At 47.2% G+C, this 26,067-nt stretch carries 26 protein-coding genes; 6 read left to right on the top strand and 20 right to left on the bottom strand.

The genetic code is table 11. The features are described 5' to 3' along the window. Positions 1-299: 299 nt before the first annotated feature. Positions 300-1,472 (bottom strand): PstS family phosphate ABC transporter substrate-binding protein, encoded by a 1,173-nt coding sequence (locus KNO96_RS12035; RefSeq protein ID WP_214703991.1) that lies wholly within the window; start codon positions 1,470-1,472, stop codon positions 300-302. 39 nt (positions 1,473-1,511) lie between these two features. Then, the gene (locus tag KNO96_RS12030; RefSeq protein ID WP_251125187.1) at positions 1,512-2,468 is read right to left on the bottom strand and encodes a nucleotidyltransferase-like protein; all 957 of its coding nucleotides are present in this window, start codon (positions 2,466-2,468) and stop codon (positions 1,512-1,514) included. Positions 2,469-2,553: 85 nt separating this feature from the next. Here KNO96_RS12030 and KNO96_RS12025 point away from each other — a divergent pair, with 85 nt between their 5' ends. Then, entirely contained in the window at positions 2,554-2,913 is a 360-nt protein-coding gene (locus KNO96_RS12025; protein WP_251125186.1) for a YgzB family protein, read from the top strand. Between the two features lie 37 nt (positions 2,914-2,950). Here KNO96_RS12025 and perR read toward each other — a convergent pair whose 3' ends face one another. Continuing rightward, positions 2,951-3,382, bottom strand: coding sequence for a peroxide-responsive transcriptional repressor PerR (gene perR / locus KNO96_RS12020; protein ID WP_031421138.1), 432 nt, complete (start codon positions 3,380-3,382; stop codon positions 2,951-2,953). Between the two features lie 191 nt (positions 3,383-3,573). On the opposite strand from perR, the gene KNO96_RS12015 reads away from it, so the two are divergent. Continuing rightward, positions 3,574-4,872, top strand: coding sequence for a glutamate-1-semialdehyde 2,1-aminomutase (locus tag KNO96_RS12015; protein ID WP_214703984.1), 1,299 nt, complete (start codon positions 3,574-3,576; stop codon positions 4,870-4,872). A gap of 188 nt (positions 4,873-5,060) precedes the next feature. Beyond that, the gene (locus tag KNO96_RS12010) at positions 5,061-5,456 is read left to right on the top strand and encodes a thiol-disulfide oxidoreductase DCC family protein (RefSeq protein WP_214703983.1); all 396 of its coding nucleotides are present in this window, start codon (positions 5,061-5,063) and stop codon (positions 5,454-5,456) included. A 32-nt stretch (positions 5,457-5,488) separates the two neighbouring features. On the opposite strand, the gene KNO96_RS12005 is transcribed toward KNO96_RS12010, so the two are convergent. The 4 genes from KNO96_RS12005 to mutY all read right to left on the bottom strand — a co-directional run bounded on the left by KNO96_RS12005 (position 5,489) and on the right by mutY (position 9,355). Beyond that, positions 5,489-7,237: an ABC transporter ATP-binding protein gene (locus KNO96_RS12005; protein ID WP_026826708.1), complete on the bottom strand. Its 1,749-nt coding sequence runs from the start codon at positions 7,235-7,237 to the stop codon at positions 5,489-5,491. Positions 7,238-7,276: 39 nt separating this feature from the next. Then, positions 7,277-7,819: a nucleoside tri-diphosphate phosphatase gene (ntdP, locus tag KNO96_RS12000; RefSeq protein ID WP_015880896.1), complete on the bottom strand. Its 543-nt coding sequence runs from the start codon at positions 7,817-7,819 to the stop codon at positions 7,277-7,279. A gap of 89 nt (positions 7,820-7,908) precedes the next feature. Continuing rightward, a complete protein-coding gene (locus tag KNO96_RS11995; protein ID WP_026826709.1) occupies positions 7,909-8,334 on the bottom strand; it encodes a hypothetical protein in 426 nt (141 codons plus the stop codon). Continuing rightward, a complete protein-coding gene (gene mutY / locus KNO96_RS11990; RefSeq protein WP_214703982.1) occupies positions 8,321-9,355 on the bottom strand; it encodes an A/G-specific adenine glycosylase in 1,035 nt (344 codons plus the stop codon). The genes KNO96_RS11995 and mutY overlap by 14 nt, the downstream gene beginning before the upstream one ends. A gap of 89 nt (positions 9,356-9,444) precedes the next feature. On the opposite strand from mutY, the gene KNO96_RS11985 reads away from it, so the two are divergent. After that, a complete protein-coding gene (locus KNO96_RS11985) occupies positions 9,445-10,428 on the top strand; it encodes a metal-dependent hydrolase (RefSeq protein WP_214703981.1) in 984 nt (327 codons plus the stop codon). Between the two features lie 26 nt (positions 10,429-10,454). Here the strand turns inward: KNO96_RS11985 and KNO96_RS11980 are convergent, their stop codons facing one another. Next, the gene (locus KNO96_RS11980; protein ID WP_214703979.1) at positions 10,455-10,988 is read right to left on the bottom strand and encodes a YceI family protein; all 534 of its coding nucleotides are present in this window, start codon (positions 10,986-10,988) and stop codon (positions 10,455-10,457) included. 219 nt (positions 10,989-11,207) lie between these two features. Between KNO96_RS11980 and adh the strand changes: the two genes are divergently transcribed. Together adh and KNO96_RS11970 are read left to right on the top strand one after the other, a co-directional pair. Beyond that, complete coding sequence (gene adh / locus KNO96_RS11975) at positions 11,208-12,728, top strand: aldehyde dehydrogenase (RefSeq protein WP_214703977.1); 1,521 nt, start codon at positions 11,208-11,210, stop codon at positions 12,726-12,728. Between the two features lies 1 nt (position 12,729). Continuing rightward, on the top strand, positions 12,730-13,104 hold the full coding sequence (locus KNO96_RS11970; protein ID WP_214701175.1) for a DUF779 domain-containing protein: 375 nt from the start codon (positions 12,730-12,732) through the stop codon (positions 13,102-13,104). Positions 13,105-13,120: 16 nt separating this feature from the next. Here the strand turns inward: KNO96_RS11970 and KNO96_RS11965 are convergent, their stop codons facing one another. The 12 genes from KNO96_RS11965 to recX all read right to left on the bottom strand — a co-directional run bounded on the left by KNO96_RS11965 (position 13,121) and on the right by recX (position 26,061). Further along, positions 13,121-14,191, bottom strand: a complete 1,071-nt coding sequence (locus tag KNO96_RS11965) for an ABC transporter substrate-binding protein (protein WP_214703970.1) — start codon at positions 14,189-14,191, stop codon at positions 13,121-13,123. Then, complete coding sequence (locus KNO96_RS11960; protein ID WP_026826716.1) at positions 14,188-14,982, bottom strand: ABC transporter permease; 795 nt, start codon at positions 14,980-14,982, stop codon at positions 14,188-14,190. The genes KNO96_RS11965 and KNO96_RS11960 overlap by 4 nt, the downstream gene beginning before the upstream one ends. Continuing rightward, positions 14,979-15,800, bottom strand: a complete 822-nt coding sequence (locus KNO96_RS11955) for an ABC transporter permease (RefSeq protein ID WP_034771217.1) — start codon at positions 15,798-15,800, stop codon at positions 14,979-14,981. Before KNO96_RS11955 ends, KNO96_RS11960 begins: the two co-directional genes overlap by 4 nt. Next, entirely contained in the window at positions 15,787-16,893 is a 1,107-nt protein-coding gene (locus KNO96_RS11950; RefSeq protein ID WP_214701171.1) for an ABC transporter ATP-binding protein, read from the bottom strand. The genes KNO96_RS11955 and KNO96_RS11950 overlap by 14 nt, the downstream gene beginning before the upstream one ends. 21 nt (positions 16,894-16,914) lie before the next feature. Then, positions 16,915-17,454: a helix-turn-helix domain-containing protein gene (locus KNO96_RS11945; RefSeq protein WP_026826719.1), complete on the bottom strand. Its 540-nt coding sequence runs from the start codon at positions 17,452-17,454 to the stop codon at positions 16,915-16,917. A gap of 150 nt (positions 17,455-17,604) precedes the next feature. Then, positions 17,605-17,874, bottom strand: a complete 270-nt coding sequence (locus tag KNO96_RS11940; protein WP_026826720.1) for a YfhJ family protein — start codon at positions 17,872-17,874, stop codon at positions 17,605-17,607. Then, entirely contained in the window at positions 17,871-18,185 is a 315-nt protein-coding gene (locus KNO96_RS11935; RefSeq protein ID WP_026826721.1) for a YfhH family protein, read from the bottom strand. The genes KNO96_RS11940 and KNO96_RS11935 overlap by 4 nt, the downstream gene beginning before the upstream one ends. A 72-nt stretch (positions 18,186-18,257) precedes the next feature. After that, positions 18,258-19,436, bottom strand: coding sequence for an RtcB family protein (locus tag KNO96_RS11930; protein WP_214703968.1), 1,179 nt, complete (start codon positions 19,434-19,436; stop codon positions 18,258-18,260). A gap of 9 nt (positions 19,437-19,445) precedes the next feature. Then, positions 19,446-21,491, bottom strand: coding sequence for an ABC transporter ATP-binding protein (locus KNO96_RS11925; RefSeq protein ID WP_214703966.1), 2,046 nt, complete (start codon positions 21,489-21,491; stop codon positions 19,446-19,448). 22 nt (positions 21,492-21,513) lie between these two features. After that, a complete protein-coding gene (locus KNO96_RS11920; RefSeq protein WP_214703964.1) occupies positions 21,514-23,238 on the bottom strand; it encodes an ABC transporter ATP-binding protein in 1,725 nt (574 codons plus the stop codon). 321 nt (positions 23,239-23,559) lie between these two features. Beyond that, on the bottom strand, positions 23,560-25,200 hold the full coding sequence (locus KNO96_RS11915) for an L-lactate permease (protein WP_026826725.1): 1,641 nt from the start codon (positions 25,198-25,200) through the stop codon (positions 23,560-23,562). 48 nt (positions 25,201-25,248) lie between these two features. Further along, positions 25,249-26,061, bottom strand: a complete 813-nt coding sequence (gene recX, locus KNO96_RS11910; protein WP_026826726.1) for a recombination regulator RecX — start codon at positions 26,059-26,061, stop codon at positions 25,249-25,251. Positions 26,062-26,067: the final 6 nt, after the last annotated feature.

Here is a 26,067-nt window from a genome sequence, read left to right as displayed (position 1 = left end):
TGATATAGCTCTTAAATTGACGAAGCTTGCGCTTCATTCAAAAATTGTAAAACTTTTTTTGCCTCATCGTTCAGTTTTCAAAGTTCGTCTGCCGCTCTTGGCGACTTCATTAATCTATCACGTTTCGATTGTTTTCGTCAACAACTTTTTCACAAATTGTTTTTCTGAAATAATCTTTTGCCGTGACAACGTTTATAACTATAATCTCTATTTACCACTTCGTCAATACAAAAAACAATAAAATTTAAAAAAGATTTACTTCCCGTCAACATGACAAAAAGTAAACCCTCTGCTTTGTATTAATCGAGACGGACATAGCCCGTCTTTTCAACCAACGTTTGTCCATCCTCGCTTTCGAGCCATTCTAAAAAATCTTCATATTGCTCTGCCTTCTCTTCCGTAGTCACCGCATAAAATTCAGAAGTCAGTGGATACGATCCATCCTGAATCGTTTCAACGGTCGGTTCGATTCCTTCTATACGAAGTAACTTGATTTTATGGTCACGCACCATTTCTGTCGCATAGTATCGGAATGAGAATCCAATCGCATTTTTATGGTTTCGATAAGATGAGGTTTGTTGGATGATTCCGCCCATCCCTTCAGGCACATCTTCTACCGGTGCTTCCATGAGCTTCTGTTCGCCCATCATCTTTTGTAACGCTGTTTGACTGCCGCTATCCTCCGGTCGTTGGAAAGCTCGAACGGCTTCCGAGTTGCCGCCGACCTCTTCCCAATTCCTTATGTCTCCCGAATAGATTCCACGAACCTGTTCCATCGTCAAAGACTCGACTGGGTTATCTTCATGAACGAAGAAAACAAATGCTTCCCTACCGATTGGTGTCATATGTAGAGAGACGTCTTTTTGTTCCGCTGCCTGCAACTGACGGTCAGATGGACCAGCAACGAAAATCATGTCAGTCTGATTGTTCATCAGTCGACTGTATGCTTCCGGCGTTGTCGTCGACACGACTTTACTCGTTTGGTCATTATAAGGATCATACGTTTCCGTTTCCGGATAGACTGTTTCCACGAACGAGGCATACATCGGATAGAGCGCAGTTGCGCCGTCCAATCGCGGCAAACCTTCTTCAAATTCAACCGTGGCCTCATGATCGAGCTTCGCGAGTTGTCCTGAATTCGTGAACGGCTGATAGTCCGTCAACTCCACACCGCGTTCTTCAATCTTCAAGTTATCTTGATACATATAGTATCCTTTCACAGAAGCGAAGAGAACGACACCGGCCAACGCTCCCCAGCCGAGGACTTTCCGAATCTTCTGTTTTGAAAAGGACGAGAAATCATAGAGTCCCATACATACGATGAGCAGAACGGCTATATACCATACCGTCCAAATAATCGGTCGCCCTAGTGTAATCGGGTCTCCCATCGTAAAAAGGGCGACAAAGATGGAAATCACAATCGTGACAAATAAAATAAAGATGGTCCCAATGCTAAACTTCAATAGTTTCATACGACTGATTTTCTCCTCGTTGTTCTTAGGAAGAGATCGTCAAGCAATCTCATAGAGAACTGCTTCTACCCCGACTCCTTTTGTCGGTCTCGTGACCGTTCGAACATATCCTTTTTTCACTAAAAAGCCAACGATGCTCCCAAGGTCGACACGAAGCTCATTCAAATTCGGGTGTTCCATCAATTCTGAGAACGTCCACGCCCCGTCTTTCTCCTGCATCGTCCGAAGTAACAACAACGTCCCAGGCAGCACCTTCGATTGAATCAAATGTTCCATGCCAATAACGACGAGATGGATGCGCTGTTCAAGCGACTCTTGTCCTCCGACCAATTCCTCATGCAGTTTGTAGATTTCAAGGTCAATGGCTCGTACCTGTTCCCACAACACGATTTCCGGATGAATTCCCGCCTCAAGAATCGAAAGGCGTGCCAGATGTGTGAGTGCATGATGAATCTGTGTGAAGGCGTCTTGGAACTCTCCTTCTAAAAATAAATATCGTCCGTCTTCAAACCGGCGCAACAATTTCGCGAAAGAAAGCGAGAGTTGCAAACGCTGTTCCCGATTCGTTAAATTACGGTTGCGTTGTCGCAACTCCAAGATGTATTCATTCCGCTCAAACAAGACGATCCCGTCTTCAATCCAATGAATGGCACGGCGGTTTTCATTTAAGACAATCCACCGATCCATCATCGAGTCACTGACTACGTGCAGAACAATTTTCTCCTGTCCGACTTGATAATGCTTCACCGTCCAAAACGGCTCCTGTTTCGCTTCAATCACAATGAGCAGTCGATCCAACTGATCTGTTAACGGATCACGTGCCCGCTTTTTCTTCACTTCAATAATTCCGAGCGTCGTTTTTAGTGCAGCATATTCTGTATAAATGGTGCGAGTCGCATATTCCATCGCCATCCGGACCCCTTCTCTCTCAATCGCAAGTTGACTATATATGACGATTGTCATTTTCGATACGAACCAAATTCGCCCTCTTTTCAAAAAACTCCTGCCGAAAAAGTGCAGGAACTTCTCACTCGTTTGAAGATGAGCTATGATAGAGACAGACTATTGGAGGGATTCGCTCATGAAAAAACGGGGGAACAAAATCAACCGCGCACGTAATATAGCACTACTCCTCATCTTTGGCGGAATCGGTGTCATGTATCTTGGACTTCTCGCGAAATCCATCACATGGCTCATGATCATTTTTATGCTACTTGGATTTATCATGGTACTCGCAAGCTCTGCCCTTTACTTTATCGTCGGTCTGGCCTCGACGAAAGCCATCATCGTGACTTGTCCGAACTGTGAAAAAGAAACGAAGATGCTCGGACGTGTCGATTTATGTATGCACTGTGACGAACCACTCACCATCGATCAGTCGCTCGAAGGTAAAGAGTTCGATGAGAAATACAACAAACACCAGTCACAACAAACCGACTGACACAAAAAATCACATCCGAGCAATCGGATGTGATTTTTTAATGTGTTTGTGATTGTTCAGACTGACAAGACGGGCACGTTCCGTACACTTCAAGACGGTGACGATCGACTTTGAATCCCGTCAATTGAGAGGCAACAGACTCGATTTCATCTAATACAGGATAGTTAAAGTCGACGACTTTTCCACACGTGTCACAGATGATGTGATAGTGCTTCGACGTCACAAAGTCAAAACGACTCGAGGCGTCCCCATAGTTCATCTCTTGAACGAGACCTACTTCTTTAAATACGCGCAAGTTGTTGTATACAGTGGCCACACTCATATTCGGAAACCGTGCGGCAAGTGCCTTATAAATGTCATCCGCTGTCGGGTGACTGTGCTCCGTGACGAGGTACTCCAAAATGGCCTGGCGCTGAGGCGTCATTCTGACTCCATGTTCCCGGAGCGACTGAACAGCATGGTCAAGCATTTCGCTTCCCACGTCAATCCCTCATTTCTTCTATAAAATTCATGCGAAATAGTTTTGAACATTAACTTATTTCTTACATAGTAATCTTTATAAATAGTGTACTGATTTCTCAACTGCTCGTCAAACACCGAGCTTAAGCGGTTGACGGCTATGTTACAATAAGTGCGAATTTGAATAAGGAGGCAATACATATGACTACTTCATCAAATCGTCAGTCATCCGATGCATTATACCAAGATGCACTCACTCACATCGTCGGAGGTGTCAACAGTCCATCCCGCTCGTTCAAAGCGGTCGGTGGCGGCGCTCCTGTTTATATGGAACGCGGCGAAGGCGCCTATTTCTATGATGTAGACGGGAATCGCTACATCGATTATTTGGCTGCGTATGGTCCAATCATTACCGGGCACGCCCATCCACACATTCATGAAGCGCTCGTCAATGCTTCTTTGAAAGGCTTACTTTACGGAACACCTCATCGTCTCGAAGTCGAGTTTGCAAAAAAACTAAAAAAAGCCATTCCTTCGATGGATAAAATACGATTCACGAACTCCGGAACGGAAGCCGTCATGACGACAGTCCGAGTCGCCCGTGCTTACACTGGTCGTGAACTCGTCGTGAAATTTAGCGGTTGTTACCACGGACACTCGGATCTCATGCTGATTGCGGCAGGTAGTGGTCCAGCGACACTCGGTTCTCCTGACTCTGCAGGTGTGACGAAAGCCACTGCTAAAGAAGTCATCACCGTACCGTTCAACGATATCGATGCATATCGAGAAATGATGAAAGAATGGGGAGACCAGATCGCTTGCGTCCTCGTCGAACCGATTGTCGGGAACTTCGGAATCGTTGAGCCAAAACCTGGCTTCCTCCAAGCTGTCAATGACATTACGCATGAACACGGTGCCCTCGTCATCTATGATGAGGTCATCACGGCGTTCCGCTTCACGTACGGAAGTGCCCAACAAGTATATGGCATCGAACCGGATATGACGGCGCTCGGTAAGATTATCGGTGGTGGTCTACCAATCGGTGCCTACGGCGGGAAAGCTGAAATCATGGAGACGGTCGCTCCACTCGGACCTGCATATCAAGCCGGTACGATGGCCGGGAACCCAGCCTCGATGGCGACAGGGATCGCTTGCCTTGAAGTACTCGAACAACCTGGTGTTTATGAGAAGTTAGATGCACTCGGCGCAAAACTGGAGGCCGGAATCCGTGAGGCGGCAGAAAAACATGACGTCACCATCACAATCAACCGTTTAAAAGGTGCCCTTACCGTTTACTTCACGGATGAAATCGTCACCGATTATGAAGGTGCGGAAAAATCAGACGGTGAGAAGTTCGGACGCTTCTTCAAGTTGATGCTCGAGAACGGTGTGAACTTGGCTCCATCGAAATATGAAGCCTGGTTCTTGACGACGGAGCATACGGAACAAGATATCGAAGAGACAATCGAAGCGGTCCACCGCTCGTTTGCTCAACTTTAAGAATGAGATGCGCGAGCATCTCATTTTTATTACCTAAATATGAGTGGGTATATCTTGATCTTCGGTGCACTCGGTGCATACTTGTATTATGTCTCGCTCTATAAGATGCAACCTGCTCGTCAACTTGCTGCTTGACGTTTAACAGGACGACAAAACGGTAAAACAGTACGATGAAGGAGGCGAAGTACTTGCCTGCGCTTGTTTTATTTGATGGCGATTGTAACTTCTGTGATGCCAGTGTCCAGTTCATCATTCGTCACGACCGACACGCCTCAATTCACTTTGCATCGCTTCAAAGCGAGGTCGGTCAGTCGTTTCGAACACGACACCGGATTCCGGAATCAGTCGACAGTATCGTCTATATTGAAGAGGGAGTTCCCTATTTAAAATCAGACGCTGCAATTCGAATTGCCGAACACCTTGATGGCCGTTGGCGCCTGCTTCGACTTATTCGTTTCATACCTAGACCGATTCGTGATCATGGATATACATTCTTCGCCAAATATCGGACACGTCTATTCGGGAAAAAGGAAGTGTGCACACTCCCTTCACCGGAGATTCGTAAACGATTTTTAGACCGCTAAAAAAGTCGAGCCCATAAGGACTCGACTTTTTGTTATTCAACTACGGCTAAATCTTGAATCATATACAGGTCGTAATACGCCCCTCGACGACGCATCAGTTCTTCATGCGTTCCCGACTCCATGATTTGACCGTTATCGACAACAACGATTTGATCCGCGTCCGTAATCGTTGACAAGCGGTGGGCAACGATTAACGTCGTACGCCCCTTCGTCAGACGGGCAAGCGAATCTTGAATCATCGCTTCACTTTCTAGGTCGAGTGCACTTGTCGCCTCATCTAGAATCAAAATAGGAGGGTTCTTTAAAAACACCCGGGCAATCGCAAGCCGCTGTTTTTGTCCCCCGGAGAGTTTGACACCTTTCTCCCCGACCGGTGTCGCATATCCCCCCTCGAGTTTCGAGATGAATTCATGGGCGTTAGCCGCCTTCGCCGCTGCGATGACTTCTTCGTCCGTCGCATTCGGATTCCCCATGCGGATGTTCATCGCGACCGATTCACTGAAGAGGACGGAGTCTTGCATGACCATTCCGATTTGATCACGGAGCGCACGCAATTTGAAATCACGCACATCGACCCCGTCGATTTTAATGCTTCCATCCGTCACGTCATAAAAACGTGGAATCAAGCTGACGAGTGTCGACTTCCCTCCACCGGACATCCCGACAAACGCCACGCGTTCCCCGGAACGAATCTGGAGGTTCACATCATTCAACGCCCGTGTCCCGTCCTGCTCATACGAAAAGCTGACGTGGTCAAGGTCAATTTTACCTGCTGTCGACAACGGGACGAACCCGTTCGGTTTCTCTTCGATATCATACGTTTCATCTAAAAATTCAAAAACCCGGTCCATCGACGCGACCGATTGCGTGAGTGTCGTCGCCGAATTGACGAGACGACCGAGCGGCGCATACAGACGGTCAATATAAGCGATGAACGCGACAAGCGTCCCGAGCGTTACCGGCCCTTGAAGGACAAGCCATGATGCCGTCGTAAAGATGAGGATCGGTGCGATGTCGGTGATGGTCGACACGACGACATACGTCTTGGCGTTCCAACTCGTATGTTTAAGCGCCGCGTTCAAGAAACCGCCGTTCTGTTGTTCGAACGCCTTGTTCTCATATGGCTCTAACGCAAAACTCCGGATGACGGCCATTCCGTTGACGCGCTCTGTCAAATGCCCTTGGAGGTCAGCGAGTGCCGCCGACCGTTCACGCGTCAAGCGACGCAACCGCCCATAGAAATAGCGGACTGCGATCGCATAAAACGGAAGTGGTAAAATCGCAATCAGCGTGAGTTGCGGGTCAATCGTGTACATGATGCCGATGGCGATAAGGATGGTGACCATGTCGAGCCAAATATTCATCAGCCCGGTGATGACGAAGTCCTTTGTCTGCTCGACATCGTTGATGATCCGTGAAATGATTTGACCGGTCTTATTGTTTGAATAAAAGCGGAGCGACAACTTTTGGACGTGGTCAAATAACCGGTTCCGGACATCGAACAAGACACGCGTCGCGGCCCACTGCGCCAAATATTGACGCAAATATTCAATTGGCGGCTTGACGACGAGGAAGACGAAGAAGACGATGCTGAATAACCAGACGAGCGTCGTATAATCCTGTTTCGGTGCGTCGTCCACCAAATAGTTATCGATGACATATTTATAAAGTAACGGTAATCCGAGCGGGATGGAAAACTTCAAAATCCCGACGAAAATGGTAAGGGCAATTTGTTTTTTATAAGGCTTAACAAATTGCATATAACGTTTAATACTACCCATAATGCCTCCTGACTTAAGAAAAAAAGCGGAGATGAGGAATCATCTCCGGTAACGTGCTTCGTATTCGCGATACCATTCATCGACAAATGTTGGGTTGAACGGCCCTTTCCGTCCTCGAATCCAGTTGATCAGCTCTTGCACGTTCTGCTTCAAGATTCGATCAATCGCTTTCGGATAATTCATCTCACGACGATGCCGCTCATATTCATCTTCATCTAAAATCGTATACGACATATCTGGGAACACCTTGATGTCCAAATCGTAATCGATATATTTGATGGCACGTTCATCCCCATCAAATGTAGTCGGCGAACCTAGATTACAATAGTAGTAAATCCCGTCTTCGCGAATCATACAGATGACATTGAACCAATACTCAGATGAAAAGTAGCAAATTGCCGGCTCTCGCGTTCTCCATTGCCGACCGTCTGACTCACTGACCATGATGCGGTCATTGAATCCGATCATATCCGTTTTTGACGACTGAAGGACGAGCGTTTCTTCCCAAACGCGATGCAAAGTTCCGTTGTGCTTGTAGCTCTGTATCTCGATTTTGCTACCTGCTTTGGGAAATAAGCTCATAAGCTCCTCCTTTCCGCTGTGATGCTATACAATTCTCATATTTAATTATAGCGACTTTCAGAACCAATGAAAAAGGAAATCTCTTATTTTCATGAATTTAGTGTTTTTCGGAAGGCCCGTGCCCGTTCTTGAAACATCGGACGAAGCACAAAATATTCAACGAGTAGGTTCGGAACATAGCTATCAAATGTCACTTCGTCTACCATTACCGCCTTTCCTTGTCGTTCTTCAACCCGATGCACGTGTGTGAATCGTTTGAACGGAAACGGTAACGTCTTCCCTTGATCGCAGAATGCCTGTTTTCCTGCAATGGTAATGGTACTGTTCCACGGCAATTCCACCGGTCCAACTCCAATCAATAATTTTATCTCATTCCCCTCGACCGAGGCGCCATCCCCAACCAAACGTACTTTAGGAAACCGCGTCAACTTCGTCAAAAGCGAAGCATCCTGCAACAATTCCCATAAAGTATCGACCGTTGTATCGTATGTCGACGCTACATCAAATCGTCTCACGTTCACCACCTGCCAATCGCTCTAATTTTTGTTGGGCCACAGAAACCGTCTTCGTCTCACGCTCCGAAGCGTCTAACCAGACGACATTATCGGTCGGAAGCGTATCGACTCGATATAAATCGATATACCAGACGATATGGGAGAAGACATGTTTCACTTGCCCGAGGTACGTTCCGTTAACCTGTTCCCCCGTTCCCCGTTCTGTAAGCGGGTATTGCCACATCCCAGCGAGAAGTCCTTTGTCCGGTCGCTGTACATAGGCGACTTTCCCTTTTTTCTCAATCCAAAGCGCATCATACATTTCGACACGCGCCGCTCCTTTTTTCGTTTTGACGGGTAGCTCATCTTGGACGTTATGAGCGAAAGCATAACATGTTTCCTGGACCGGACAGAGCGAACACATTGGATTCTTCGGGGTACATACCGTAGCACCTAGCTCCATGACGCCTTCATTAAAATCGGATGCATGAGTCGGATCCATCAAACGACGAATGACTTGTTCAAAGATTTTTCGTGTCTTCGGCAATGCGATATCGTCATAGATCCCGAATTGACGGGACATGACACGCATGACGTTCCCGTCGACAGCCGGTTCCGGTTGATTATACGCAATCGACAGCACGGCTCCCGTCGTGTACGGACCGACTCCTTTTAATTTTTCAAATCGCTCTTTCTCTTCTGGGACAATTCCATCGTAAACGGAAGCGACTTCTTTGACCGCCTCGTGTAAGTTTCGGATGCGTGAGTAATAACCGAGCCCTTCCCAGTACTTCACGACTTCGTCTGTTTCAGCGGAAGCGAGCGCTTCGAGTGTCGGGAAGCGTTCCATAAACCGGTTGTAGTACGGAATGACCGTATCGACCCGTGTCTGTTGCAACATCACTTCACTCACCCAAACGCGATAGGGATTTTTCGCATATCGCCAAGGTAAATCACGCTTTTCACGATTGAACCAGGTGACCAATTCCTCATTGAATTGATGAATATTATAATTTGTGAACAATTTACCAAGATTAAGCATTGTGTTTCCCCTCGTTTTAAAAATATTGTATGATAAATAAGAATAGATGACGTTATTATTGTATTTATTGATGGAGGTGCTGAAGCACATTGGATACTGCGACACACATTGGTATGGGACTTGGTTTAAGTGCCATCGCGACACTCAGCCCGGAAGTGTCAGGTGATGCACAAATGTTTCTGGCCATGACAGCGACGGCTCTCGTCGGCTCGCATGCACCAGACTTCGACACCGTCTTTAAGTTAAAAGGAAATAGTACGTATTTACGCCAACATCGTGGTCGTTCACACGGAATCACCGCACTTCTTGCTTGGCCAATCATTGTCAGTGCCGTCATCGGGACGGTCCTTGGTGTCAATCCCGCTTCCCTATGGGTAATGGCACAAATTGCCGTGTTACTACATGTCACGGTCGACTTGTTCAACGCTTACGGAACGCAAGCGCTGCAGCCATTTTCGAAAAAGTGGATTGGTTGGGGCGTCATCGGAACGTTCGATCCGTACTTGTTCTCTGCTTATTATGGTGCATATGCATTATGGATGATAACCGGTGCGACTGTCCCTATTTTTGCATTGCTCATTGCGCTTGTCATCAGTTACTATGCAATTCAGTTTAAATTGCGTAACCGTGCGCTCGCTACAGTAGCAAGACACTTTGCTGGTGCACACGAGTTATTCATCTCGCCAGGAATCGGTTGGGATGACTGGCATGTCGCCGTGCGTTTCCGTAACGGTCTCGGAGCTGTGAAAGTAAAGAAAGGGAAAGTCATCGAGTGTGGTCGCTTCCGCGATAAACCGATGCCGGGAGAAGAAGATCTTCATTTCGTAGAGGCTCGAAAAAATGCAGATTTGCAGGCGTTCCTCGAGTTTTCTAAAATTCATACGTACACTGTGACACGCCATAACGGGATGATTGAATACCGTTTCACAAATTTGCGCTACTTCTCTAAAAATATGTATCCGTTCGTCGCCGTCGTCATTGTCGATGAACAGTCGAATGAGGTCTTGTCTTCATTCACTGGATGGGTATTCAGCGAAGACAGTCTCCAGAAAAAATTAGTATATGAACAATAAAAAGTCGCTCAGGTGAGCGACTTTTCTTATGCCTCAACTTCAGTGAACTGAAGCTCGAACTCAAATTTGACTTTCTTGTCGACGAGGACGCCGCCCGCCTCGAGCGCTTGGTTCCACGTCAATCCATAGTCCTCACGGTTGAGCGAACCTTCACCGGAGAAAGCGTGCTTCATGTTGCCCCACGGATCTTTTGCGCTTCCTTCATACTCCACTTCAAACGTTTCTTCCCGCGTCGTTCCTCGAATCGTCAAATCCCCTGTCAATTCGAATTCTCCGCCCCCTTTTGAACGGAAAGAAGTCGAATGAAAGACGAGATGCGGATACTCCTCGGCGTTGAAAAAATCGCCTGAACGGAGGTGGTTGTCCCGATCCGTGTTGTTGGTGTCGATTGATGCTGCCTGAATCGTCACCTTCACACTCGCATTCGCTAGATCGTTCGGCTCACCATTTGCCTTAATATCAAATTCTTTGAACTCGCCCTTCACTTTTGAAATCATCATATGTTTGACCGTGAACGTGATGGAACTATGCGCCGGGTCAACTTGATATGTCTTAGCCATCGTGACTCACTCCTTATGAATGGATTAATGTGTACAATCTAGTCATTACCACAAATCTTGACTTCAAAACGTTTTTACAAAATATTGACAAATTATTGTCGAAAAATTTTGACTTTTATCACACCGGACCGTTACGATAAAAAAGGGAGTCGTTCGCTTACTTAAAAATGTAAGCGCATACATAACTCCTCTATCTCGTATGAAAAGGGAGGAACGAACATGATTTATGAAGTACCGAACTCAGCAGGAACAAAAGTACAGTTTAAGGACCGTTACGACAACTTTATTAACGGAAAGTGGACCGCACCGGCTGGTGGGGAATACTTTGAAAACACATCTCCTGTAAATGGGAAAGTACTATGTGAAGTCGCCCGCTCAACGAAAGAGGATATTGAACTCGCTTTGGATGCCGCTCATGCAGCCAAAGACGCTTGGGGCAAAACGTCCGTCGCGGAACGTTCTGTCATCTTAAATAAAATCGCCGATCGCATGGAAGAGAACCTTGAGATGCTCGCGTATGCAGAAACGTGGGAGAACGGTAAAGCAGTACGAGAAACACTTAATGCCGACCTTCCGCTCGCGATCGACCACTTCCGTTACTTCGCCGGTGTGATTCGTTCACAAGAAGGCGGAATCAGTGAACTCGACAACGATACAGTCGCTTATCACTTCCATGAGCCACTCGGCGTTGTCGCTCAAATCATTCCGTGGAACTTCCCGATTTTAATGGCTGTCTGGAAACTCGCTCCGGCGCTCGCAGCCGGAAACTGTGTCGTGTTAAAACCAGCCGAACAAACACCTTCTTCCATCATGGTCCTCATGGAACTCATTGAAGACTTATTACCACCAGGCGTCCTCAACATCATCAACGGTTTCGGGCTCGAAGCAGGGAAACCACTCGCATCGAGCAATCGTATCGATAAAGTCGCCTTCACGGGAGAAACGACGACGGGTCGCCTCATCATGCAATACGCTTCTCAAAACATCATCCCCGTCACACTCGAGCTCGGTGGGAAGTCTCCGAACATCTTCTTCGCGGACATCATGGAAGCGGATGATGATTTCTTTGATAAAGCGATCGAAGGTCTCGTCATGTTCGCCTTGAACCAAGGGGAAGTATGTACGTGCCCATCCCGCGCGTTGATTCAAGAATCCATCTATGACAAATTTATGGAGCGTGTGCTCGAACGCGTCAAAGCGATCAAACTCGGGAACCCGCTCGATTCTGACGTCATGATGGGTGCACAAGCTTCGAACGAACAGATGGAGAAAATCCTTTCTTATCTTGAAATCGGGAAAGAGGAAGGCGCAGAATGTCTAATCGGTGGTGAGCGCAACATGATGGACGGAGATCTCGCGGATGGATATTACATTCAACCGACCATCTTCAAAGGTCATAACAAGATGCGAATCTTCCAAGAAGAGATTTTTGGACCAGTCTTATCGGTGACGACGTTCAAAGATGATGCGGAAGCACTCGCCATCGCGAACGATACGCTTTACGGACTCGGGGCAGGCGTATGGACCCGTGACATGAATCGCGCGTACCGCTTCGGCCGCGAAATTCAAGCAGGCCGTGTCTGGATCAACTGCTACCATTCATATCCGGCACACGCTGCGTTCGGCGGCTATAAAATGTCTGGGATTGGACGCGAGAACCATAAGATGATGCTCGGTCATTATCAACGGACGAAAAACATGCTCGTCAGCTACAGCGAACAAAAGCTCGGGTTCTTCTAAGATGGTGAAACGAGTCGAGGCCACCCCCGCCGCGCTCGAACTGATCGAACGCCTGAAATCGAAACACGGTCCCCTCCTCTTTCATCAGTCTGGAGGATGCTGTGACGGAAGTTCTCCCATGTGTTTCCCCCGTAACGAGTTCATGGTGGGCGACCAAGACGTTCTTCTCGGCGAAATCGGCGAGACACCGTTCTATATCCATGAGAAACAATACGATTATTGGAAACATACACAACTGATCATCGATGTGGTCGATGGTCGAGGCGGTATGTTCTCACTCGAAGGTGTCGAAGGGAAACGATTTTTAGGACGTTCTCGAGTCTTTACAGAAGAAGAGCGTAAAGCGCTAAAACAAAACACCCCGCGCTCACGATGAGCGCGGGGATGTTTCGTCATTTACTCTGCATTTTAAATCGTAAATACAATTCGTTATAGTAAGCGTTCATCCGCTTCCCTAGATTTTCATATACTTCGAGTTCTTGCGTCACGTCGCGAGACGGATAGAATCGTTCATCTGACGTCACTTCCTCATCCAAAAAGTCGAGAGCGGCATCGTTCGGAGTCGAATAGCCCACATAATCCGTGTTACGCGCCGCGATCTCAGCATCTAACATGAAGTCGATGAACTCGTGCGCACCGTCCACGTTTTGTGCCGTACTTGGAATGACGAGGTTATCGAACCAAAGATTCGTGCCTTCTTCCGGAATGACATATGTCAGTTCTTCGTTCTCATACATGATTTCTGAGGCGTCACCGGACCAGACGACGGCCGCTGCCGCTTCACGGTTTGCCATCAACATTTTAATCTCATCTCCGACAATGGCTTTAATGTTTGGCCAAAGCGTTTCTAACTTTTGCTCCGCTTCAATCAACTCATCATTGTTCGTCGTATTGAGCGAATAACCTAGCGAGTTCAAACCGAAGCCCATCACTTCTCGTGTTCCGTCCGCAAGGAGGATATCGTTCTCAAGCGGCATCTCCCATAAGTCGTTCCACGATGTGATTTCACCATCAACTAATTCAGGATTATAGACAATCCCGACCGTTCCCCAGAAGTAAGGGACCGAGTACTTGTTACCCGGGTCGAACGATTTATCGAGGAAGCGTGGGTCGATGTTATCAAAATTCTCGAGCTTGTCGTAGTCGATTGGAAGGAGCAAATCCTCTTCAATCATCTTACTAATCGCATAGTCTGAAGGGACAGCGACGTCGAAGGCCGTACCACCTTGCTCAATTTTCGTGAGCATCGCTTCGTTCGAGTCGAATGTTTGATAGACGACCTTCAACCCGCTCTGCTCTTCGAACTCCCCAATCAAATCTTCATCGATATAGTCTCCCCAGTTATAGACGACAAGCGTATTGTCGCCACCAAATCCTTGAGCGGCATTCAATTGCTGGATCCAAAGAAGAAGACCAAAGCTGACAACCAATGGCACAGCCAGCATGATGACTATTTTTTTCATCGTCTAACCTCCTTTGATCCTCGTTGCGACAACACATAATATCCAATGACAAGAATAAGGGTGAAGACGAACAAAATCGCAGACAGCGCATTGATTTCAAGCGAGATCCCTTGACGTGCCCGTGAGTAAACTTCTACCGCAAGTGTTGTAAATCCGTTCCCTGTTACGAAGAACGTGACCGCGAAGTCATCTAACGAATATGTGAGTGCCGTGAAGAATCCGGCAAATACCCCCGGCGTGATATACGGTAGAATGACTTTCGTCAACACGTCCCATGTACTGGCTCCTAGGTCACGTGACGCATCAATCAACGTCGGACTCATCTCTTGGAGTTTGGGTAACACTAAGATGACGACAATCGGAACTGAGAAGGCGATGTGCGACAAGAGGACGGAATAGAAGCCTAACTGAATCCCAAGCATCGTGAAGAGGATTAAGAATGATGCTCCAATGATGACGTCCGGGCTGACAATCAAGACGTTGTTCAAAGACAAGAGCGACGTCTTCGTATACTTTTGTTTCGCCGTATAAATGGCGAGGGCTCCTATCACACCGAGCACAGTTGAAATTGTCGCCGATAACAGCGCGATGACAATCGTGTTCAAGACGATGACGAGAAGTCTCGTATCGGTGAAGAGGGATTTGTACCATTCAAGTGTAAAGCCTTCAAAGTTACTCATCGTCCCGCCGCTATTGAACGAATAGAAGACGAGATATAAGATTGGCGCGTATAGAATAAAGAATACGGCCGCCAAATACAGGTTTGATAATTTGAATCGTTTACGTTTCATCGACGGACCGCTCCTTTCGCACCCCAGTCACGCGTGATGACCATGACGAGAACCATCGCCAAGATCAAGAAGACGGCAATCGTTGATCCCATCCCCCAGTTTTGCGTGACAAGGAATTGTTGTTCAATCGCTGTACCGAGCGTGATGACACGGTTCCCTGCGATGAGGCGTGTAATCATGAAGAGTGACAACGCCGGAATAAAGACAATTTGAATCCCTGACTTGACGCCGTCAAGCGTCAGCGGGAAGATGACACGTCGGAACGTCGTCCAGTTCGATGCACCTAAGTCTCGTGATGCATAGACGAGAGAGGCTGGTAATTTTTCAATCGCGTTGTAGATCGGCAAAATCATGAACGGTATGAAAATGTATACGGAGACGAAGACGAAACTGAAGTCTGTAAAGAGAATCTGTTTCGTTCCAATCCCGATCGCCTCTAAAAACTGATTCGTGATGCCGTACGTTCCAAAAATACCGAGGAATGCGTACGCTTTTAATAACAAGTTAATCCATGATGGAAGCAAGATGAGCAAGAGCCAAAGCTGTTTGTGCTTTGTCTTCGTCAACAAGTATGCCGTCGGATATCCAACGAGTAGCGAGAAGAACGTAATGAGGAACGCATACCAAAACGACGACAACGTCATCGTCAAATACGTTGAGGTGAAGAACGTCTGATAGTTCTCTAAACTCAAGTTCCCATCGATATCAAAAAAGGAATAATAGACGACGAGGACGAGTGGTGCGATGACGAATAAGGCAATCCAAATCCAATACGTCGTCAAATATACCGTCTTTGCGGTCTGATTAGTTTGATTCATGAGGAACCTCCTCATAGGATTCGAGACGACGGTCAAACTCTTCTTCCGTCTCCCCTAATCGCATGACATGAATCGCTTCTTCGTCAAACGTCAACCCGATTTTTGATCCGACTGTCGACTTCTTCGTCGAGTGAACGAGCCATTCGTTCCCTTCTTCGTCATAACAGCAAATCTCATAGTGGACGCCTCGGAACAATTGTGAATCGACGTCGACGACAAGGTTTGCCGCTTCGACCGATGTCATCTCCAAGTCTTCCGGACGAATGATGACTTCGACTTTTTCATTCCGGTCAAACCCTTGGTCGACACAGTCAAATGTTTTACCAGCGAACGTGACGACGTTGTCTTCCGGCATGACACCAGGTACGATATTGGATTCTCCAATGAAGTCCGCGACGAAACGGTTGATTGGTTCGTCATAAATATCAGTCGGCGTCCCACTCTGAACAATTTTCCCGTTATTCATGACGAAAATCTCATCGGACATCGCGAGCGCCTCTTCTTGATCGTGTGTGACAAAGATAAACGTAATGCCAAGGCGTTGTTGCAATTCACGAAGTTCGTATTGCATTTCCGTTCGAAGTTTTAAATCTAAGGCAGATAGCGGTTCATCGAGGAGGATGACTTCTGGCTCGTTCACGATCGCGCGGGCGATAGCGACACGTTGACGTTGTCCCCCTGACATCTCATCGATTTCGCGCGAGCCGTATCCTTCTAAGTTAACAAACTTGAGAGCCTGCTCCACTTTCGCTTTAATGTCTGCTTCTTTCAACTTTTTAATGCGGAGACCGAACGCGACATTTTCAAATACGTTCAAATGAGGAAACAGCGCATAATCTTGAAACACGGTATTTACTTGTCGTTTGTTGGCCGGAACATCGTTGATTCGCTTCCCACTGAAGTGAATATCTCCTTCGGTTGCATCTGTAAATCCTGCGATGAGACGTAAGATTGTCGTCTTCCCACATCCCGATGGACCGAGAAGCGTATAAAACCTTCCACGCTCAATTTCAAAACTGATATCTTCTAAGACGACTGTGTCGTCGTAACGCTTTGACACATGGTCAAAACGAATAATTGTCTCTGCATTCATGCTGTTTCCTCCTCTATTGACTTATAAATAAGAATGGGTCGCTACGATGAGACATTCACTCTCGCCATCATGGTCGTTGACGATCTGGTGTGAATCCGAGGCGACATAGTACATTGTTTCCCCTGCTTTAGCGAAATAAGTGTGATGACCTAACTTCAGCGCCACTCTACCGGACAAGACATAAACCAATGTCTCTGAACGTGAAGGTTCATATTGTTTGAATTCTCCATTTTTGCAAAACGTGACGAGAATCGGCTCCATCTCTTTCTCATTCGATTCGGGAATGAGCCACTCTGTCCGATATTTTCGCTCCTCATCTACATAAGTAGTGCGATCATCGACGGTGTAGACGACTTTTTGATTCAAGTCTTCATCGAAGAACTCTTTTGGAGAACTGCCGAGGACGCTCAATAAATCAAATAACGTCTCTAACGAGGGAGAGCTTAAATCCCGTTCGATTTGAGAAATGTATCCTTTACTCAAATCCGTACGCTCCGCCAATTCTTCTTGGGTTAATCCTTTTTTAATTCGGAGCCGCTTAATGTTTTGACCTACTTCCAACGACTGAACGCCCCCTTCTAGTTTAGTAAAACATGAGTTCAACTAAAGAAAGTTTATCTATACTATACTTACAATCAAACTATTAGCGACCTTCATTATAACGAACTGAATGATAATTGCAATAAAAAAATCACGTCGGATAGACGTGATTCAATGTAAATTCCGTTTAGACATCAAATGCTTAAACTTCTCGTTCTTCGTTTGGAACAAGTGGAGCTGTGCGCCGTACGCATCAATCTGTTGAATGACGTACTGAAACGCCTTCGCTTCTCCCGGATACGGCTCCCCGGCCTTGGCAAGCGTTGTTTCAAAGTCTTCCCATAACACCTCGACCCACGTTACCGCTTCCGAGTCGTTTAACACATCATTCTTTTCTTTTAAGATTGTAGCAAGCCGATCATACTGTTCGTTCCGATTCATTGCTTCACCTCCGACAGTTCAGAGAGTGGGATAGCCCGTTCCGTCATGTCCCCTTCAAACGTACCCCAACCCATGACACCGTTGACGAATTTCAAGCGGAATGGTTGGTCGTTATAGTTGACGACGTATGTTTCACCGGGACGAAACGATGACGGGTCGACCAAATAACTTTCGGCAATCGCAATCCGTCGAAGGACAACTTCGATTTCGCTGACCATGCCCATTTGTTCAGCCTTTCGCTTTCTCTCATGTAATGCTTGAATTTCCTGCTCTAACTCATATTTTGATAAGTCACTTAACCGCTTTTCCATTTCGTTCACCTCGATGTAAGCGTATCAGATTTTACGAAAAAAAGAAAAAGGCGAAACTGAGTGAAAACCCACTCAGTTCGCCTTGAAGTTGTACAACGGTTTGATGACTTCGTCGATGCTGACGGCCGGTTCGATATAACGGACGATTTCTTTCATCGATTTGTAGACGAATGGTGACTCATCCACCGTAGATGGTCGAACCGATGTCGACCAAACGCCTTCCATCGTACGTTTGAATTCTTTGAAGTCGACGCGTTTACGTGCTGCCGAGCGAGACATGATTCGCCCTGACCCGTGCGGACCCGAGAAGTTCCAGTCCGGGTTCCCTTTCCCGGTACAGATGAGCGAACCGTCTCGCATGTTCATCGGAATGATGACACGCTCTCCTTCTTGCGCGGAGATGGCTCCTTTTCGTAGAATCATCGCATCATGGTCGATATAGTTATGAACGGTGTCGAATTGATCGAAGACGTTCCACTTCATCGCTTCCACGATCACATCTGTCATCGCGCGACGGTTCGCCGCTGCGTATTGTTGGGCGATGCGAACGTCATGCATATAATCGTCCATGTCCTCTCCTTCGACATAAGCCAAGTCTTGGAATGATTTCCGCGCTTCTCGTTCCACTTCCAGATACGTCGAGATTTCTTTCTGGCGTCCAGTATCCTTCAATCGTTCGATTGCTTCTTTTACATCTTTCGTTTCCATCATGTGTTGAATCGCGCGCTCTTGATAGTGATCGGCAATCTGTACACCGAGATGGCGTGAACCGGAATGGATGACGAGAAACGTACGTCCCGAGTCATCTCGGTTCACTTCAATAAAGTGATTTCCTGAGCCGAGCGATCCGACCGAGCGCAAGGCACGGTCGAGTTTATACGGCGCCCGCACCTCTTCTAGCGGAAGTTCAGAAGCATATGGATGAACCTTCTCACGAATGTTCATCCCGCTCGGTACCAGTTCACGAATGATATCGTCGAGTCGCTGAAAATCGATTCGCTTGGCTTTAATTTCCGTACAAAGCATCCCACATCCTAAGTCGACACCGACCAGGTTAGGCACGACTTTGTCTTGAATGGTCATCGTCGTCCCAACGACCGACCCTTTACCGGCGTGCATATCCGGCATGATCCGAATCGATGCCCCTTCTGTGAATGGTTGGTCGAGAAGGGTTTGAATCTGATTCCGCGTCATATCATCGATTCGTTCATTGAATACTTTGGCGCGGTTATATTTCCCCGTGATTTCCATGTGACCTCCTTAGCTGATGACTTGTTGTTTACTTTGTAACTCATGCATTCGAGCATAGACACCACCGAATTCGATGAGTGACTGGTGATTCCCCCGCTCGATAATTCGACCATGGTCGAGGACGAGAATCTGGTCCGCTTCCCGAATCGTAGAGAGACGGTGGGCGATGACAAACGTCGTTCGACCGTACGTGAGTGTTTTGAGTGCCTCTTGAATCAGTGCCTCGGTCTCCGAGTCGACACTCGCTGTCGCCTCATCGAGGACGAGGATGGCCGGGTCAAAGACGAGGGCACGAGCGAAGCTGATCAACTGTCGTTCCCCACTCGAGAGTGAGGCCCCACGCTCAATCACCGGTTCATCGATTCCTTGTGGCAACTGCTTCACGAAACGGTCAGCCCCTACGGCTGTCAATGCGTTCCACACCTGCTCATCCGTGATTGTCTCGTCTCCTAGCGTGACGTTCGTCCGAATTGTACCGGTGAATAGGAACGGGTCTTGTAAGACGATCCCGAGGTGGTCCCGTACTGCCTGAGTCGGGAGCTTCGTCACATCCATCCCATCGATTCGTAGGACGCCTACAGACGGGTCATAAAATCGCATGAGCAAGTTCATAATCGAGCTCTTCCCACTACCCGTATGTCCGACCAGAGCGATCGTCTCACCCGGAGCGGCGTGTAGTTCAATCTGTTGCAACACCGGCTTCCCTGCTTCATAACTGAATGTCACATCATCAAAGACGACTTCCCCTTTAAAACGTGGAATACGTTCAGATGAGACCGGTTCTCCTTTTTCATCGAGCAACTGGAACATCCGGTCAGCCGAGACGAGCGCCTGTTGAAGTGGTGATAACTGGTTCATGATCTGGGTTACCGGCTCAAAAATCCGTGAAACGTAATCGATATACGCATACAAGACCCCAAGTGTCAGGATGCTTCCCCCACCGAGCGTTTGTGTCCCGACGAACCAGATGAGCAAGGCGAGCGCCATGTTTCGGAAGAAATTGACGAGGTTATGGCTCATCAACGCATCTAATTTCAACAGTTTTCGTCTCGTTTGGAAGTTGTCACTGTTCTTCTCGTTAAATTCGTCATAGACGAGATCTTCGCGGACGTACGATTGAATGATTGGCATCGTCTGAATGCTCTCATTTAACTGCGCGTTCATATCCGCGACGAGTGCGCGGACACGGAAGTTATTTTTCGTCGAGAAACGTTGGAACAATTTAATCCAGACGATGACGACCGGGATGATAATGAGTGAGACGAGTCCAAGACGTACGTCTAGGAAGAACATCGCAATGAGTACCCCAATCATCATGACGACACTTTGGAAGACGCGAGCGAGCACCCCTAAATACAGGTCACGAATCGTCTCCGTATCATTTGTGACACGACTGACAATTTTCCCAATCGGTGTCTGGTCAAAATAGCGGACCGGAATCGTTTGGAGATGCTTCATCACGTCAAGACGCATCGTTTTTACGATTTTATGCGCTGACCGTTGCAAGAGCATCTGTTGTCCCCAGTTCAATCCCGCCGCAAATAATAACAAGACGACGTAAAGTCCCGATAAGAGAAGGACCGCTCGTAAATCCGTTTGATAAAATTGGAACACGTCGGTCGACGAGAGTGAGACGATATTATCATACGTCGCCGTCTCGTCTCCTCTTGTAATCGTCAGCACGTCTCCTTCAACTTCACGGACTCCTCCGCTCATAACCGCCTCAGGTACAAGATAGTATCCTTCGGTCGTTTGTACGATCGAGACCGGCTGAATCACATCTTGGCCGTTTAGTCTCGTTTCCTTCTCATAAGAATCACCATTAAAGGAAACACTACCGCCGGATTCGACTTGAACCCAGTCACGCTCGATGGCGACGATATGCTCATCGATAATGACTTTGGCGATATACGGCCCGGCAAGTTCTGCGCCGACCGCTAAAAAGAGTAATGCCAGTCCGAGGAAGATGGAGCGCTTCACTTGTTTGGCATAGCCAACGAGTGAGCGAATCGTCTTCTTCCGGCGGACCGGATCTAATTCATATTGATCGATCATGAGAGATTCCCCCTTTCCCGGATTACTCCGACTCTCCTTGTCGAATAAATTGTTCATAGTACCAACCGTGTCGTTCCATCAGTTGGTCATGTGTGCCGCGCTCTGTGACACGCCCGTCTTGAAGGACGAGAATTTGGTCAGCGTGCGCCACCGCAGAAAGACGGTGAGCCACGATAAATGTCGTCTTCGCCTTACGGCTCGTACGGACCGAATCGATGATTCGTGACTCCGTTTTCGCATCGACCGCCGAAAGCGAGTCGTCAAGAAGTAGAATCTTTGGATTTTTCAACAACGCTCGTGAAATCGACAAACGTTGCTTCTGTCCACCTGACAGCATGACACCCTGTTCCCCGACAACCGTATCCAGACCATTGTCAAGGTGTTCGATATCTGTATCAAATGCGGCGAGATGAATCGCCGTCTCGAGTGCTTCATCCGATACGTCATCTACCCCGAAGCGAATGTTATCACGTACTGTTTTCGAGAATAGGAGATGTTCTTGTGACACATATCCACTCCAGCCACGGACGGTTTCGAGTTTGATGTCAGAGATTGGTACACCGTTCACGAGAAGTGAATCGTCAATCGGATACTCCCGAAGCAATTGACGCAATAACGTCGTCTTCCCGGCCCCAGTCGGTCCGACGATTCCAATTGTCTCACCACGTGAGACGTGCAGGACGATGTCTTCTAACGACTCCCGATTTGCGTTTGGATAACGGAACGAGAGCGATTTGAAGGTGATTTTCTCCGGTACATCGATGTGAACTGTTCCCGTCGAGGCAACGTCTGGTACTTCGTTCATCGTCGTCTCAATTCGCTCGAGACTCGCTGTTCCTCGCTGCACGACGTTGATGAGTTCCCCGAACGCATACATCGGCCAAATGAGCATCCCTAAATAAATATTGAAGGAGACGAGCTGACCAAGCGTGATGTCGTTCGTAAAGACGAGATACGTCCCGAACGATAGCCCAATCAAGTAACTGAATCCGACAAGCAACTTGATGACCGGTTCAAACAACACATCGATTTTTGCGACATGCAGGTTTTTTGCCATCACGTCATCCGTGATATCATCAAACTTTTTCGTGTCCGCTTCTTCTTGGACGAAGGAACGGACGACCCGAAGACCTGAAATCGATTCCACGACTTGGTCGTTCATCACCCCGAACGAGTCTTGAGCTGCCGTGAAACGTGTATGAATTTGACTTCCGAGTTTATTCATCGACCAGGCAAGAATCGGCATCGGCAAGAGTGCTGCGAGCGTCAACTTCCAATCGATAAACACACCCATGATCGTCAACGCGATAAGCGTCATGTTGAATGAGTCGACTAATGTCATGACCCCAAACCCTGCTGTCCGCTCTACCGCTTTCAAGTCATTCGTCGCAAGCGCCATCAAGTCACCTGTACGATGTTGTTGATAAAAACGCGGTGTTTGTTTAAGGAGATGACCAAAAAAGCGACCTCTTAATTTCTTTTCCAGTAGAAAGGCTGTCCCAAATAGTCGGGCAATCCACAAGTACGACATCACATAAGACAGCACCATGATGCCTAGAAGCGACGACACAATCAGAATTAACCGCTCTGTCGTCAAACTACCTTCACGAATCGCATCGATTGCCTGTCCGATAATCCATGGTGGTAGCATATCCACCACACCCGTGATGATAAGTAAGATGATGGCGATCACATACGTCCGTTTCTGTCTTTTAATAAACCAATCCAATTGTTTAATCAGTTTCATGACTGATTTCCCCCTTTCGCCCAATCCATCTGAGCACGCAAAAAAGCGCACTCCACCTGATTGTGCAACCAATCAAATGAAGCGCGCTTGAAGAAGTCTTCAGTCTTTTGCATGGTCAGGGAAAGGACACTACCCCTATCCAGCTGCCAAAGTCACGCAGTTAAATACGAGTAGCCATATGATGTTTTGAGTGTGTTTGTGAGTGCAATGTTGTTCATCATTTTGGCTCCTCTCGTTTCATCGTTTTAAAATCTACTCAAACCTTAGCAGACTGTTCTGAAAATTGTCAATATTATTCTGTTAAAAAATTGTAACTTGTGTTCAGTTTAAGAAAAACATGCCCAAAATGAGACCAACGACCCCTGTAGCCGTTGCATAATAAATCATCGGCATGAGCGTATAACGGATGATCGTTCCTTCTTTCCCAAGCAATCCGGCAACAGATGCCACCGCTACGACGTTTAACACACAAATCATGTTTCCGGCGTTCGCCCCTGCCATCTGCATCGACAAGGCTAGTGACTCATTCAACCCAACTGAACTAGCGACATTTGTCGTCAAGCTCGAGAACATCATGTTCGAGAAGGTCGCCGATCCTGAAACGAACGCGCCGAGGGCCCCAATCCATGGTGCGACGAGTGGCCATACTCCACCGAACGTGTCAGCAGCCGCTGTCGCGAGTTCGACTGGCATCGACGCAAGTCCAGCTCCACCACTTTCTGAGTGGATGAAAATACGAACCATCGGAACAGAAGCCGCTAACGTAATGGCCGTTCCAACGACACCAAGCGTCGTTGCTTTAAAGACCGACGTGACTTGTGACCAACTCATATTGTGCAAGAAGAATGTTGCGATGATCGTCAAGATAAACATGAATCCTGGTGAATAAAATGGTTCCCAAGATGTTGAAATCCCTTCGACCCCTAAAATATCCGGGAGATTGATTCGTACACTGCGAGATAACTCGTTCAAGAATGGAACTGTTCGTGTCAAAATTAAGAAAATCGTCAAAATGAGATAAGGTGCCCACGCTTTCCATTGTGGCAACTCACGCTTTCCAGTTTTAACGGTCTTACTTTCAACAGGTTGTTCGATTTGATCCGCGTATCCATCAAACGTCCATACGCGTTTTGGCATGAGAATCCCTTTTCGTGCCATTGTGACGAGAATGACTAGCCCCGTCAATCCACCAAGCATTCCACCGAACTCAAACCCTAGAATCAACGTCCAAATGTATGCCGGCACACTATATAGAAGCGCTGCGACAATTGCGATTGGAAACACTTCAAGCGCAGGTTTGATTGACTTTTCTTTACTGAAGAAACGAGTCAGCATCAAAATTAAAATAAATGGGATGAATAATCCAACCGCCATGTCAATCAAGACTGTTTGTAAGACGACCTCTGTAATAAATTCAATCGCCTCCGGCTGATTCACATCAAGGGATAGACCATTACCAATCCCGATGAGTGCCGGTGTACCCACTGCCCCAAACGTAACGGCTGAAACGTCTGCTGATAGTGCGATGACGACTGCCGCTATTGGCGGAAAGCCGAGTGCAATCAAAAGTGGTGCCGCCACGGTAGCCGGTGTACCGAACCCTGAAGCCCCTTCAATGAATGAAACGAATAACCAACCGACAATCAAAACTTGAATCCGCGGATCGGGTGTGATGTTGACGAATCCGGAGCGAATTGCATTCATTCCGCCTCCTTCTTTCATCGTATTCATCATTCCGATGGCACCGTATACAATCCATACTGTTGTCACGGCGATGACAAGACCTTGTAGCGTGGCTGACATAATCCGTGTCGCATCCAATTGCCAAACAAAGAATGCTAAAATCGCCGTCGTCACAAGTGACAAAGGCATTGCTACTGATGCAGGTAAACGCATAATTACCAATAAGATAAGCACGGCCACAATCGGTGTCAGTGCTGTAATCCATTCTAAAATCGTCAATGTAGACCCACCTTTTCGTATTTTCCCCTACCGTAAACAGATGTCCCATCACGATTCTTCTTGAACGAGTCGATCTAATGTACGTTCAATCACGTCATACGGAAATCCTTTGCGCCGAAGCTGCATCTTCATACGCTGTTTGCGTTCGAACGCATCATATCCGTTGAACTTCCGACTCAACTTTTCAGCCTGTTTCAGACATGCCGCAATCTCGACATCTTCGTCTTCTTCCTCCCAAAAAGTTTGAATCGCCTCTGAAATAATATCAAAGGTAAACCCCCTTTGCATTAGGGTTTGTTGAATTCTTTGTTGCACTTCTGTGGCAGAACGTCGATTTGTTTCCATTTGTTTCCTTTTCACGAACTTTCCTGCCTTTTCGACAAGCTCTTCATGAGTGATTGACGCCACTACCGTCTCGACGATGTCTGCTGGAATACGAAGCTGTCCAAGCTCCCGTTTAATTTTAATTGGCCCGCTCGGACTCGTATTGAACTTAGTCTGGACATAAGCTTTCGCGAATTCAGCATCATTCAAGTAGCGTTGCTCTTTCAGTCGCGTGATGGCATGTTTGATGGCAGTTTCACTTAACTCCTTCTTCACTAGGTAGTCCTGTACCTCTGAAATGGCACGCATTCGATACGATAAATAATTGACGGCCAATTTATACGCCTTTTGAGCCTCTTCCGCTTCAAGCACATCTTGGACAAAGTCATCCTCAAGCTCCATTCCTTTTGCGAGTCCGTACTTAATGAACACGTCAACATCGATAGCAAACGCAAACTCCTCTTTTCCTTCGCGCTCGATGAAGACGTTCAATCGGTCTTTATTCTTTTGTTGGGTAGTGAACTTTGCAATTTTCACAACGAT

The sequence above is a fragment of the Exiguobacterium sp. s89 genome (assembly GCF_018617735.1).
Lineage (GTDB): Bacteria > Bacillota > Bacilli > Exiguobacteriales > Exiguobacteriaceae > Exiguobacterium > Exiguobacterium marinum.
Note: the sequence above shows the minus strand (reverse complement) of the source record. Positions and strands in the feature narration are given on the sequence as shown.